Below are 12937 nucleotides of genomic sequence, written 5' to 3'. Positions count from 1 at the left end.
AATATACTATAAATAATCCAACACAAATAAGACCTCAACACTTTTGAGAACGAACAAATTTCTCTTTAATAATTTGTGCCACAGGTTTATTTTCAATCTTACTTTCAAGCCACGAAAGGATGTCTAAATATAAAAAAGCTCTTTTTTCATAAGGATGATTCTCATAAACCTTAAGGCGACTGTGTACTTTTTTTAACTCCTTTTTTATTTGATGCGGAAACACATCTCCCAACGCTTTTATAGAAGAAATAAACTCTTTTTGGACCTCTTGTAAATTTTCCATTTTTAGTAAAAAACGATAGGTATCTTTAAACTGACGTTCCAAATCATAATCCAAGCCACACTCGTAATGAGCAATTAAAGAGAGTACTCTAGCAAAACACTGTAAGTCGTTAGCTACCTGAATATTTTTAGGTTTAATAATCTTATTTAAATATAAAATACATTCCTTGTTTTTACCCATTCCAAAGTATAAACAAGCAATTTTATAGTAAAATACCACGATATGATGATTATCAAGACGGTCCTTATAACTATTAATCTTATCATTAATAATAGCCACTAAATATTCGCCCTCAGCAAAACTACCCTCTAAGAAGTGTAAGTGTAATTTGTTAGCATAATAGTATAGAAAAGTTAAGATTTCAGTATTGCTATTTTGCGGAATACTTTTCTCTTCAATTTCCTTTTCAAAAGCAGAGAGCTCTTCTTTAAACTTATCATAATGCTTTATAAAAAATAAGCTCTCTAATAAGTAGTTCTTTCCTTTTAAATAAAAAACAGGATGCAAAGAAATATTCTTAGTATCATGCTTAAATAAATCTACCCATTTATTAGCATACTTATAACTCTGTAAAAAATCCTGCGTTAAAAAGCTATGCCACAAATGTGCTTTGTATAACCATAACTTTTCTCTAAAACCCAATTCTTCATAGGTATATTCAGGAAGTTTAGAGTAAAAGTAAGTATTCACTCGCTGTAATTCCTCATCGTTTTTTACGTAACCGTTTTTAAGCAATGTTCCATACAATTGTAGCGATAAGTTTGACAGTTTACTGGCGATAACATTTTGCATGCTAAGCTCTTTTGCCTGAACAGTTAGTTCGTCAGAACGCGTATCAATGCTTCGGGTTATATACTGACTTTCAATAACTTTTTCAAGCTCAACAATTTCATAAGCAACATTCTTTTCTTCATTTTCAACCGCCATATTTTTTGCTTTGTCAAGCAGTTTTAAGCTTTGTTTGTACAACCCTTTCTGATATAAAACTGTAGCAAAATCTAACTGCTCACGTATTTGAATTCTAATGTTTTTATGAGCAGGATTCATACGAAGACTAGTTAGTATTTGCTTGTATAAATGAGCTTTTAAGTTAGATAATTGTTGTTTACTCACCACACCGCTATCTATAATAGCCTTTTCGTTATAACTCTTTTGTTTTTCAAGCAATTTAAAAAGTGCAAAAAATTTAGCATCTACATTACCTCCTAAACGACCAACATATAAATTAAACTGACGCTTTTCTGACTTTGATAAAGACTTAATCAAAACAAACAAAGCGTCATTTTGTTGGTTGGAGAATGTAATTGGTTTACGCATAACTTTTTGTTTTTCAGTATTTTATTTTTGTTTTTTGTCGTTTTGATATCGTAACTAACCCATTAAAAAAGAGCTTGCTAGAAAAGCCAATATATACATTTGGTTTTTATTTTGATAATCATAGTTAGATTTATGCAAAGCGATAAAATTCAAATTTTCGATACCACATTACGAGACGGAGAGCAAGTCCCAGGATGTAAATTAGATACCCAACAAAAGCTAGTTATTGCTGAAAGACTCGATTTTTTAGGAGTTGATGTAATTGAAGCAGGTTTCCCTGTATCCAGTCCAGGAGATTTTACATCAGTACAAGAAATAGCTAAATTAGTTAAAAATGCTACTGTTTGTGGATTAACAAGAGCCGTTAAAAAAGATATTGAAGTAGCAGCAGATGCTTTAAAATTTGCTTACAAGCCTAGGATTCATACGGGGATTGGTACCAGTGATTCACATATTCAGTATAAATTCAATGCTTCGAAAGAAGAAGTAATTAGGCGAGCAAAAGAAGCTGTTTCGTACGCAAAAAACTTTGTAGACGATGTAGAGTTTTATGCAGAAGATGCAGGTAGAACCAATAATGCTTTTTTAGCCAAAGTTTGTGAAGAAGTTATAAAATCAGGAGCAACAGTGTTGAATATTCCTGATACTACAGGGTATTGTTTACCTGAAGAATACGGAGCAAAAATTAAATACCTAAAAGACAATGTTAAAGGTATTGAAAATGTAATTATTTCTTGTCACTGCCATAACGATTTAGGATTGGCTACAGCAAATTCTATTGCAGGAGCTATCAATGGTGCGCGTCAAATAGAATGTACGGTCAACGGAATAGGAGAGCGAGCAGGAAATACAGCATTAGAAGAAGTAGTAATGATTTTAAAACAGCATCCGTATTTAAATCTTCAAACAGATATCAATACCAAATTACTGTACGATACAAGCATGATGGTTCGTGAACGTATGGGAATGCCTGTACAACCTAACAAAGCCATTGTAGGAGCAAATGCCTTTGCACATAGCTCAGGAATTCATCAAGATGGAGTAATCAAGAACCGTGAAACCTATGAAATTATCAATCCAGCAGATGTAGGAGTCACAGAAAGTGCTATTGTATTAACCGCAAGAAGCGGAAGAGCAGCCTTAGCATACCGAGCAAAAAAGATAGGATATGAGCTAACCAAAATTCAGTTAGATACAGCTTATAAAACGTTTTTACAGTTTGCTGACAGGCAAAAAGAAGTAATCGATGAAGACATTCATCAGATTATGAAACAAGTAAATAAAATTTCAAAAATAGCCATAGCTTAATGGGAAAGACATTATTTGATAAAGTATGGGATGCGCATGTGGTAGATACTGTTAAAGATGGGCCACAGATTTTATATATAGACAAACACTTAATTCATGAAGTAACGAGTCCGCAAGCATTTAACGAGTTAAAAGAACGTAAGATTCCAATTGCACGACCAGATAAAACAGTAGCAACAGCCGATCATAATACGCCAACCGTAAATCAACATTTACCAATAAAAGACGAATTATCAAGGCATCAACTAGAGCAGTTAACACAAAACTGTAAAGAAAACGATATAACCTTGTATGGGCTTGGACATAGGTACAACGGAATTGTACATGTAATGGCTCCCGAATTAGGGATAACACAACCGGGAATGACCATGGTTTGTGGAGATAGCCATACCTCAACACACGGTGCTTTTGGTACCATTGCCTTTGGTATTGGAACAAGTCAAGTAGCACAGGTGTTTGCAAGTCAATGCTTATTGTTAGAAAAACCTAAAAGTCTACGTGTAACTGTAAATGGTAAGCTTAAAAACGGAGTACTACCTAAAGATGTAATCTTGTATATCATAGCGCAATTAGGAACAAATTCAGGTACAGGATATTTCTGCGAATATGCAGGAAATGTATTTGAAGAAATGTCTATGGAAGGTCGTATGACCGTGTGTAATATGAGTATCGAAATGGGAGCCAGAGGCGGTATGATTGCTCCTGATGAAACCACTTTTGAATATGTAAAAGGACGGGAGTTTGCACCAAAAGGAGACGAGTTTGATAACAAAGTAGCCTATTGGAAAACATTAAAGACTGATAAAAGTGCAAAATTTGATAAAGAATACACTTTTAAGGCAGAAGACATAGAACCAATGCTTACCTACGGAACCAACCCAGGAATGGGAATAAAAATTTCAGAAAATATTCCCCAGTTTAATGATGTTTCCTTTGAAAAGTCATTACAATATATGAACTTTAAAAAAGGAGCATCATTAATTAATACACCCGTTAACTATGTATTTATAGGAAGTTGTACCAACTCAAGAATAGAAGATTTTAGAGTCGCAGCAAACTATATAAAAGGAAAGCAAAAAGCAGCGAATGTAAATGCGTGGTTAGTACCAGGATCACAACAAGTAGCAAAACAAATAAAACGAGAAGGTTTGCAAGAAGTTTTTGAAGCAGCAGGATTTCAATTACGTCAACCAGGTTGTTCAGCATGTTTAGCAATGAATGACGATAAAATACCAGAAGGAGAATACTGTGTATCAACTTCAAACAGAAACTTTGAAGGACGTCAAGGACAAGGAGCAAGAACCATTTTAGCAAGTCCGTTAATGGCTGCAGCAACAGCAGTAGAAGGAAAAATTACTGACTTTACAAAACAATTAAACTAATGGAGAAATTTGTTAAACTAATAGATACCGCTGTACCCCTACCAACCGAGAATATAGATACCGATCAAATTATACCCGCACGATTTTTAAAATCAACCAATAAAGAAGGGTTCGGAGATAATGTGTTTAGAGATTGGCGCTACAATAAAAATGGTAGTTTAAATGAAGACTTTGTTTTAAACAATACAAATTATACAGGAAGCATTTTAATAGCAGGAGATAATTTCGGATGTGGCTCAAGCAGAGAACATGCTGCATGGGCATTAGCGGGCTACGGATTTAAAGTAGTTATCAGTAGTTTTTTTGCAGATATTTTTAAAGGAAATGCACTTAACAATGGAATATTACCAGTACAAGTACCCAAAGAATATTTAGCAAAACTGCTAAAAAAAGTAACTGAATTACCAGATACAACCATTATAGTCGATTTAGAAAATCAAACACTAAAAACACCTATAGGTAATGTAGATTTTGAAATCAATCCGTATAAAAAGCTATGTATGATAAATGGCTACGACGATATAGATTTTTTAATTAGTAAAAAAGAAACAATAACAGCTTTTGAAGCAACAATGAAATAAAAAGTAAAAAGATGAAGTACAACATAACGGTAATACCAGGAGATGGAATAGGACCAGAAGTAACAGAACAGGCAAAAAAAGTGCTTAGAGCTGTTGGTAATGTGTTTGATCACACATTCTTATTTACAGAAACATTAATGGGAGCCTGTGCTATTGATAAAACAGGAAACCCGTTGCCAGATGAAACCATTGAGCTGTGTAAAAAGAGTGATGCTATTTTATTTGGTGCTATTGGAGATCCAAAATACGATAATGACCCTACAGCAAAAGTACGTCCAGAACAAGGATTGTTACGTTTACGAAAAGAGCTGGAGTTGTTTTGTAATGTACGTCCAGTAAAAGCATATGATACGTTACTTCAAAATTCACCGTTAAAGAAAGATAGAATCGAAGGAACCGATATTACTATTTATAGAGAACTGACTGGAGGAATCTATTTTGGAATTAAAGAATTAAGTGATGATGGACAACATGCTTTTGATGGTTGTTCATACACTGTAGAAGAAATTGAAAGAATGGCGCATTTAGCTTTTCAGGCAGCTCAAAAAAGACGTAAAAAATTAACATTGGTAGATAAAGCCAACGTATTAGAAACGTCAAGGCTGTGGCGTAAAACTGTTGGAGATTTAGCAACTCAATATCCTGACGTTGAAGTAGACTATTTATTTGTTGATAATGCAGCGATGAAGTTAATTTTAAACCCAAAAGATTTTGATGTTATTTTAACCGAAAACCTTTTTGGAGACATTCTTTCTGACGAAGCAAGTGTTATAGGAGGTTCTATAGGTTTGTTAGCTTCCGCTTCAGTAGGAAAAGAAAATGCATTATTTGAGCCCATTCATGGATCTTTTCCTCAGGCTAAAGGAAAAGATATTGCCAATCCGTTGGCGTCTATTTTATCTACAGCAATGTTATTAGAGCATTTAGGCTTGATGCAAGAAGCGAAAGTAGTAGAAGTAGCCGTTCAAAAATCATTGGAATTAGGAATTACTACAGAAGACATCAATTCAGAAAACCCATTTTCGACTAGTAAGGTAGGAGATTTTATTGCAGACTATATCTATAATCAAGAAGATAGCGATATGAATTTCCAAAACATACACATGGGACAAAGCACTATTATATAAAGTTAATACCGTACATTAACTATAAACTTCCTTTAACTACCGTAGTTAAAGGAAGTTTTGTTTGTAAGTATTTGGTAGTGTGTTGGTTAATTGTTTAAAAATCCACCTCGTTGTTTGATATTTAATATTTTATGATTTTTCTGTTTAAATATTCTTTTTTTTAACGTTTTTTTTGATTTTATTTTAAATGTATAAATCTAAAGTGTAGATTTACAGTGAATTATAAAACCCTTCATATCATGAAAAAAACAAAGTTAGCCCTAATTATGGGCTTGTCTGTAGGTGTGTTCTTCACCTCATGTTCAAGTGAAAACGAACAAGTTAAAGAGTCGGATGTTATAGAGCAATCTAGCGATAATCCAGGACTTAAACCAGTACCTCAAGAGGTAGTTGATGCTGTAGCTAAATTAGAACTAAATGTAGATCATATTCGTTATGATAATTTTTACTTTCCTGATGGAACTTCAGAAGTACGTTTATTTTTAGAAGAAGACGTAGTAATGACAGAGCAAGAGTTATTTACTTTGGCAGATGCTAAAGATGAAAATCAATCTGGTCGTCAATACTCAACCAACAGTTTGGTGTCGCAAGGTAGAAATATTTCTATCATAGGATATACTGGTGGTGGAGGATATGGTCTTTCTAGTAAAGAACAAACTGCATTACAATGGGCGGTAGATAACTACAATAATTTAAGTGGTGTATCTATTAGTTTTACCCTAACTTTTGGAACTAACTACTCTAACAAAGATATGGTAGTATACCGTAATCCAAATCAATCTGGATCAGGTGGTAGTGCAGGTTTCCCAAGTGGAGGTTTACCATACAAGTGGGTACAAATCTATGGATTATCAGGATACACAACGAATGTAAACGAGCATGTAATTACACATGAAATAGGACATTCAGTAGGATTTAGACATACTGATTGGTTTAGCCGTCAAAGTTGTGGGCAAAATACTAACGAAGGTACTGCTGGGGTAGGAGCTAACCATGTGTCTGGTACACCAACTGGATACGATCCAACTTCAATTATGTTAGCGTGCTTTAGCTCTAACGAAGATGGAGAGTTTAATGGTAATGATATTACAGCACTGCAAAACATGTACTAAGAATTAACTAACCTTACTACATATTGTAAACCACCGATTAAAGTCGGTGGTTTTTTGTTTTTATATTACATGCGTAAAAATCTTAGCTACAATTTTCCATTCATTCTCTATTTTGGTTAGAGATAGGTAGTCGTAATAATTATACCCTAACATTGGTACATGTAATTTTGCCATGGCAACTTTCCCCATAATATCAACTCCAATAATTTTCATGTTAAAAGTTTCCTTCAAATCATTTGGACTTTGTCTATTAGCAACCCCTTTAATATAATCTTCAGAACTTTTAAAATAATCAGCTCCCTTAATGTCTCCATAAATAGGAGCATTGTTATGAAAGCACGATTGAAGTTTTTGAATATCTCCATAAAAAATACCCTCAAAGTAGTTCGTTACTAAAAGTTCTATTGCTGTTATATGTTCTTTATACATCTTTTTTAAATTTTTAAATGGTATGACCAACAGTATGTCCACCAGCCACATTCATCGTTTCACCGGTAACAAAATTTGAAAAAGCTAAATAGTAAGCAGCTTCTGCAATATCTGTAACTTCACCAATACGGTTTAGTAAGTGTAATCCTGCTAAACTATCGGCATCTTCAATACCTATTTTGCTTTGTAGCGGACTTCTAATAATACCCGGAGCAATGGTGTTTACTTTAATATTATCATTACCAAACTCAGCAGCGAGTTGCCTGGTTAAGGCGTGAATCGCACCTTTGCTCATTAAAGGAGCAGTAGCAGGGAAACCAGCTATGGCATGATCTACTAACACGGTTCCTATATTTATAATAGCTCCATTTTTTTGTTCCACCATACTCGGAATAACAGCTTGAGAAGCAAAATAAGTTCCTTTTAAGTTTACGTTCCAGTACAACTCTAAATCACTTTCTTCTACTTCTAAAAAAGGTTTAGGAGCAAAAATACCGGCATTGTTTATCAATACATCTATACCGTTAAATTTTTCTAAAGCTAGGGTTGCTAATCGCTTACTCGTTTCCTGTTTACTAATGTCTCCAACAAGAAGTACAGCGTTTACCGGACTACCTAAATCTTTGTAAGCTTTTTGTAAGTTTTCTTCAGTAGAAGCATTCATTACTACATTGCATCCTTTTTCTATAAAAAGTTTCGCAATTTCTTTACCAATACCTGTTGAAGCTCCTGTAATAATTGCAGTTTTGTTTTTCATGAGTCTTATTTTTTAGTTCCTAAATATTGTTTACCATCGTGCCCCCAATTACCTAAAGGAATTTCTTCAATTACAATATGGGTAGTTGCAGGATTTTTTTGAAGCACATCAACTAAAAGCTGTGTTGTTCCTTCAATAAGTTGACGTTTTTGTTCTTGGGTTACCTGTTCGTCGGTAACTTTAATGTTTACAAAAGGCATAATAATATGTTTTAAAATTATGCTACAAAGTTGCGGTAGAAGCACAACTTTACACAGGAGCTATGTCACACCTTTAAAGTGAGGTAGGTCACATTGAGACACCAGACAAATAAATGTCAAATAGATATAATGATAGTAGTAGAATTATTTTTGAATGGCAAAATTACTTTGATTAAATAGCTTAGAAAGAGGAGTATTCTATGTAAAATCAAAGGAGTTAGAAAAAAAGTGCAATGATAGAGGTAGTTAAAAGATATAAAAACTACGAATTAAGTCTGCTTAATGTTTCTCTAGAAACCCCTAAATAAGCAGCAATCATTTTTTTAGGAACACGTTGAAAAAGGGTAGGGTATTGTTCTAACAATTGGTCGTATCGTTCTTTTGCAGAATTTTGTAGGAGGGATACAATTCTTTTTTGAAGTGCAATTCTTCCTATTTTACTTTTCTTTGCCCAAAAACGTTCCATTTTATGCATAGAAGCGGTTAACTTTTCACGGTTTTCATAAGTAATGTACAACAGCTTACAATTTTCTATACAATCAATAGCAGTTTTTGAAGGTAGTTGTTTTACAAACGATTCATAATCAGTAATCCACCAATTTTCCATAGCAAATTGAAGTATATGCTCTTTTCCGTTACTATCTAAAAAATAACTTTTTACACAACCGTCAACCACCCAGTATTCTTTAGTGGCTACATCTCCCTCTTGTAATAAATACTGGTGTTTACGTTTGGTAACCGACTCAAAAAAGCTAAGAATATAGGCAAACTCTTCATCGGTAAGACTAATAATTTCTTCAATATGAGCGCGTAATGGATGTACCATATTCTATACTTAGCTTTCTTTTTATTTAAAATGTAGGAGTCTTTAACTATTGTATACTACTGTTTGTGCTAAAAAGTTTTATTGGAGTTTTTAATACCGTTTTCTAGGTAAAAATGCATCACCCTCTTAAGAATATTTCTCGGTTTGAATCCTCTTTTAGAAAGAATAGGAAAACGCTCTTGAAACTTTTCCGTATCAACGTACACTTCACAAGGCTTGTTATTGGTAATGAATTCGTCTAAAGAAGCATATACTTTTTCAGGAGATTTAAAGGCTAAAAAGTGTTTGTATTTCCATACCCCTTGCTGATGAGAAGTATATTGATATTTACCCGATTTACTGTTTTCTAATTGCTTGTCTGTTCTGCGTCCGAAGAAATTAGACACTTTGCTAATCACCACTCCCGGATAGTACGAGCGATGCATTAACTTTACAGACGGGTATACATTTTGAGAAATATCTTCTAAAAAATAAGGATGAAACCCAACGTTTTTTACTGCTGCTAAAAAATCATCCTCATAAATAAAGTCGTCAATAGCCCAAGAATTCGCCCACTTTTTGAGTACCTCTTTTTCTTTTTGGTTTTTCGGATGTCTTAAAAAGTAGTCAGAAATCAATAAGCGTCCCCCCGGTTTTAAAACTCTGAAGGCTTCTTTTAAAAAAGCCGCTTTATCATCAGCATGTACAATACTTTCAATACCGAAAACAACATCAAAGGTATTATCAGGAAAAGACGTTTCACAGAAATTCTGACAAGAAAACGCTACTAAGTTTTTAGGATCATTATCTTTCTGATATTCCAAAGCACGGTGTACATGCGCCTTAGAAAGTGAAATACCATGTACTCGGCAACCAATGTTATTAGCTAAGAAAAAAGACGTTCCGCCCACACCACAACCGGCATCTAAAACCAAATCATCTTTGGTAATCTGTGCGTTTTTTGCTACTTGAAAGTTCATGTTCCAAAGTGCTTGACGATGGGTATGTGTATCGTTGTTCCAAAAGCCATAATGTAAGGCCATAGAGTGCTTTAGTTGCCAAACTATTTCATAATCCCTTAACGACTCGTCGTAGTACGATTCAATTTCTTCATGGTAGTTTTCAGGCATAATAGCGAGTTGGTTTTAGTGTTGAATTAGTGGTAAAAGTAGCCATTTTTTTGTAAGCAGGAGATACTTTTTTTGAAGGTTGATTTTTAGTAGCTAGCTATTGGTTCTTAGTACTAAACAATAGATAAAACCGTCGTAATGAGGAGCCATAGCAACGTGGTTATCTCATAAAGATTAGCTGTAGGTTTTTAGTAGTTAGCTATTGGCTCTTAGTACTAAACAATAGATAAAACCGTCGTAATGAGGAGCCATAGCAACGTGATTATCTCAAACGGTTACTGTCAGTTCGAGTGATTTTTATTGAGTGATAACGAAATAAAAATTGTATCGAGAACTATTCGAATACTTCTCGATAGCTCTACTAAGCGTAGCCGAAGTACAAAATTATTTACATTTCATTTCAATAATTTTACTCGAAGTGACAATAGATGACATAACATAGAATTTTGTTAGTTCATTTGTTGCAGACTCAATTAAGAATAAAGAAGAAAGACCGCTTCGCTGCTAGAGTAAAGATGCTTTAAAAGTCTATTTTCTTTTCTCTTTGCTATTTTCGTGCCAATAGCTAACTATGCAAGGCTTTACCGTAAAATTCCTTTTTGTATAAGTCGGTTTCTTTTTTTCATTAATGAAAAAGAAACCGACTTAGGAAGTTCACGAATTCCTTTTAAAATTAATAAGAATTGATGGGCTAAACAAAAAATCTAGTCTTAACCACCCTGCACTCAAAAATCATCATCCTCGAATCTAAATTAAAATAACTCGCTATCGCTCAAACAGATTTTAATTTCTTACGATTCTTGCGGTGTTATTTTTGACTTGTTTGCTTATGACGGAAGTCATATAAAGACTTTTGTATAAATCTCTGCTCTTAATTCTTTTTTCTATTTTCGTACCAACAGTCAACAACCAACAACCAACAACCAATAACCAACAGCCAATATCCAACAACCAACAGCCAACAGCCAACAGCCAACAACCAGTAGCCAACAACCAATAGCCAAAAGCCAAAAGCCAACGGCTTACTGATTAAACTTCTCTCGAATCTGTTCCAAACACAAATTATCAATACTACCTATGTGCGTATGCTTTTTAGACGTATCAGGAGTATAGGTGCCGTTGGTAACTTCACCGCCAATTTTCTGATAGGCCTCTCTAAAGCTCATCCCATTTTCTACGAGCGTATTGATGTTATCTACCGTAAACAGATACTTGTATTTTTCGTCGTGTAGGTCGATATCCTTAACAATGATTTGCTGAATGGCATAGTCAAAAATATCCAATACCTCTTTTAAGCTTTCCACGGCATGAATTACGTTTTCTTTTAATAACTGATAATCTCTATGGTAACCGCTAGGTAAATTGTTGGAGAGCAACAAAGTTTCAGTATAAGCAGCCTGAATTTTATTGCACTTCCCTCGAATCAACTCAAACACATCAGGATTCTTTTTATGCGGCATAATGCTACTACCCGTAGTTAATTCATCCGGGAAAGAGATAAAATCAAAATTCTGACTCATATACAGGCAGATGTCCATTGCAAAACGTGCTAAGGTATTGCTTACACTTCCCAATGCTAGGGTAAGGGTACGCTCACTTTTTCCTCTGCTCATTTGTGCGGCTACCACATTGTATTTTAACGTAGCAAAGTTTAGTTCTTTAGTGGTCAACTCTCTGTCAATAGGAAAAGAACTACCATAGCCTGCTGCGGAGCCTAACGGATTTTGGTCTACTGTTTTTAAAGCAGCCTGTAACAAATGTACATCGTCAATTAACAACTCGGCATAGGCAGAAAACCACAACCCGAAAGAGGAAGGCATGGCAACCTGTAAGTGGGTGTATCCCGGTAACAAGTTGGTTTTATGCTGTTCTGCTAACTGCAATAAGGTATTAAAAAGCGTATAAGTCTTTTCTAAAATATCTTGTAAGCTCTCTTTGTAATACAACTGCAAAGCCACTAACACCTGATCGTTTCTGGAACGTGCGGTATGTATTTTCTTTCCTACCTCGCCATATTGTTGCGTTAATTCAAACTCAATTTTAGAATGAACATCTTCAAACTGCGCCTCAATTACAAACGTACCGTCAGTTACTTGTTGCTGTAAAGTTTGGATGCCTTCGGTTACCAATGCCAGTTCTTCAGCAGTAATAATGCCTATAGATTCCAGCATTTTAGCGTGTGCTAACGATGCTTGCAAATCGTATGGAGCAATATGTAGGTCTATTTCTCTATCATTACCAACAGTGAAATGCTCTATTTTTTTATCTATGGATAATCCTTTGTCCCAAAGTTTCATAATTTTAGTTTTTATTTAGTATTGAGAATTGAGTAGTTAGTATTGAGTGAAAATATCAGGACTAACAAAATTCTATGTTATGTTATCTATTGTCACTTCGAGTAAAATTATTGAAATGAAATGTAAATAATTTATATCGAGAAGTATTCGAATAGTTCTCGATACAATTTTTATTTCGTTATCACTCAATAAAAATCACTCGAACTGAC

At 34.3% G+C, this 12937-nt stretch carries 12 protein-coding genes; 5 read left to right on the top strand and 7 right to left on the bottom strand.

The genetic code is table 11. The features are described from left to right. Positions 1–34: 34 nt before the first annotated feature. Positions 35–1600 (bottom strand): hypothetical protein, encoded by a 1566-nt coding sequence (locus ACN0WY_RS17010; RefSeq protein WP_417801136.1) that lies wholly within the window; start codon positions 1598–1600, stop codon positions 35–37. Positions 1601–1732: 132 nt separating this feature from the next. Here ACN0WY_RS17010 and ACN0WY_RS17005 point away from each other — a divergent pair, with 132 nt between their 5' ends. The 5 genes from ACN0WY_RS17005 to ACN0WY_RS16985 all read left to right on the top strand — a co-directional run bounded on the left by ACN0WY_RS17005 (position 1733) and on the right by ACN0WY_RS16985 (position 7110). Then, positions 1733–2908: a 2-isopropylmalate synthase gene (locus tag ACN0WY_RS17005; RefSeq protein ID WP_417801135.1), complete on the top strand. Its 1176-nt coding sequence runs from the start codon at positions 1733–1735 to the stop codon at positions 2906–2908. Then, positions 2908–4290: a 3-isopropylmalate dehydratase large subunit gene (gene leuC / locus ACN0WY_RS17000; RefSeq protein ID WP_159614832.1), complete on the top strand. Its 1383-nt coding sequence runs from the start codon at positions 2908–2910 to the stop codon at positions 4288–4290. The genes ACN0WY_RS17005 and leuC overlap by 1 nt, the downstream gene beginning before the upstream one ends. Continuing rightward, complete coding sequence (leuD, locus tag ACN0WY_RS16995; protein ID WP_159614834.1) at positions 4290–4871, top strand: 3-isopropylmalate dehydratase small subunit; 582 nt, start codon at positions 4290–4292, stop codon at positions 4869–4871. The genes leuC and leuD overlap by 1 nt, the downstream gene beginning before the upstream one ends. Positions 4872–4882: 11 nt before the next feature. Further along, positions 4883–5998: a 3-isopropylmalate dehydrogenase gene (leuB, locus tag ACN0WY_RS16990; protein ID WP_159614836.1), complete on the top strand. Its 1116-nt coding sequence runs from the start codon at positions 4883–4885 to the stop codon at positions 5996–5998. A 239-nt stretch (positions 5999–6237) separates the two neighbouring features. Further along, positions 6238–7110 (top strand): M57 family metalloprotease, encoded by an 873-nt coding sequence (locus ACN0WY_RS16985; protein WP_330487044.1) that lies wholly within the window; start codon positions 6238–6240, stop codon positions 7108–7110. Between the two features lie 60 nt (positions 7111–7170). On the opposite strand, the gene ACN0WY_RS16980 is transcribed toward ACN0WY_RS16985, so the two are convergent. From ACN0WY_RS16980 to argH, 6 genes are all read right to left on the bottom strand, one after another. Further along, positions 7171–7539: a nuclear transport factor 2 family protein gene (locus tag ACN0WY_RS16980; protein ID WP_417801134.1), complete on the bottom strand. Its 369-nt coding sequence runs from the start codon at positions 7537–7539 to the stop codon at positions 7171–7173. Between the two features lie 13 nt (positions 7540–7552). Next, positions 7553–8296 (bottom strand): SDR family NAD(P)-dependent oxidoreductase, encoded by a 744-nt coding sequence (locus ACN0WY_RS16975; RefSeq protein ID WP_417801133.1) that lies wholly within the window; start codon positions 8294–8296, stop codon positions 7553–7555. A 5-nt stretch (positions 8297–8301) separates the two neighbouring features. Next, a complete protein-coding gene (locus ACN0WY_RS16970; RefSeq protein WP_047789068.1) occupies positions 8302–8496 on the bottom strand; it encodes a tautomerase family protein in 195 nt (64 codons plus the stop codon). Between the two features lie 262 nt (positions 8497–8758). After that, positions 8759–9322, bottom strand: a complete 564-nt coding sequence (locus tag ACN0WY_RS16965) for a Crp/Fnr family transcriptional regulator (RefSeq protein WP_330487034.1) — start codon at positions 9320–9322, stop codon at positions 8759–8761. A gap of 68 nt (positions 9323–9390) precedes the next feature. Next, on the bottom strand, positions 9391–10431 hold the full coding sequence (locus ACN0WY_RS16960) for a methyltransferase domain-containing protein (RefSeq protein ID WP_417801132.1): 1041 nt from the start codon (positions 10429–10431) through the stop codon (positions 9391–9393). A gap of 1022 nt (positions 10432–11453) precedes the next feature. Next, positions 11454–12728, bottom strand: a complete 1275-nt coding sequence (gene argH, locus ACN0WY_RS16955; RefSeq protein WP_417801131.1) for an argininosuccinate lyase — start codon at positions 12726–12728, stop codon at positions 11454–11456. Between the last annotated feature and the right edge of the window lie 209 nt (positions 12729–12937).

The sequence above is a fragment of the Tenacibaculum sp. genome, from assembly GCF_048269885.1.
Classification (GTDB): domain Bacteria; phylum Bacteroidota; class Bacteroidia; order Flavobacteriales; family Flavobacteriaceae; genus Polaribacter.
Note: the sequence above shows the minus strand (reverse complement) of the source record. Positions and strands in the feature narration are given on the sequence as shown.

What these genes read in the sequence shown, in the direction of transcription:
- ACN0WY_RS16965 (WP_330487034.1), bottom strand. Translation starts at nt 9,322, where the DNA reads ATGGTACATCCATTACGCGCTCATATTGAAGAAATTATTAGTCTTACC.
- ACN0WY_RS17010 (WP_417801136.1), bottom strand. Translation starts at nt 1,600, where the DNA reads ATGCGTAAACCAATTACATTCTCCAACCAACAAAATGACGCTTTGTTT.
- ACN0WY_RS17005 (WP_417801135.1), top strand. Translation starts at nt 1,733, where the DNA reads ATGCAAAGCGATAAAATTCAAATTTTCGATACCACATTACGAGACGGA.
- ACN0WY_RS16970 (WP_047789068.1), bottom strand. Translation starts at nt 8,496, where the DNA reads ATGCCTTTTGTAAACATTAAAGTTACCGACGAACAGGTAACCCAAGAA.
- ACN0WY_RS16980 (WP_417801134.1), bottom strand. Translation starts at nt 7,539, where the DNA reads ATGTATAAAGAACATATAACAGCAATAGAACTTTTAGTAACGAACTAC.
- ACN0WY_RS16985 (WP_330487044.1), top strand. Translation starts at nt 6,238, where the DNA reads ATGAAAAAAACAAAGTTAGCCCTAATTATGGGCTTGTCTGTAGGTGTG.
- argH (WP_417801131.1), bottom strand. Translation starts at nt 12,728, where the DNA reads ATGAAACTTTGGGACAAAGGATTATCCATAGATAAAAAAATAGAGCAT.
- ACN0WY_RS16975 (WP_417801133.1), bottom strand. Translation starts at nt 8,296, where the DNA reads ATGAAAAACAAAACTGCAATTATTACAGGAGCTTCAACAGGTATTGGT.
- leuC (WP_159614832.1), top strand. Translation starts at nt 2,908, where the DNA reads ATGGGAAAGACATTATTTGATAAAGTATGGGATGCGCATGTGGTAGAT.
- leuB (WP_159614836.1), top strand. Translation starts at nt 4,883, where the DNA reads ATGAAGTACAACATAACGGTAATACCAGGAGATGGAATAGGACCAGAA.
- ACN0WY_RS16960 (WP_417801132.1), bottom strand. Translation starts at nt 10,431, where the DNA reads ATGCCTGAAAACTACCATGAAGAAATTGAATCGTACTACGACGAGTCG.
- leuD (WP_159614834.1), top strand. Translation starts at nt 4,290, where the DNA reads ATGGAGAAATTTGTTAAACTAATAGATACCGCTGTACCCCTACCAACC.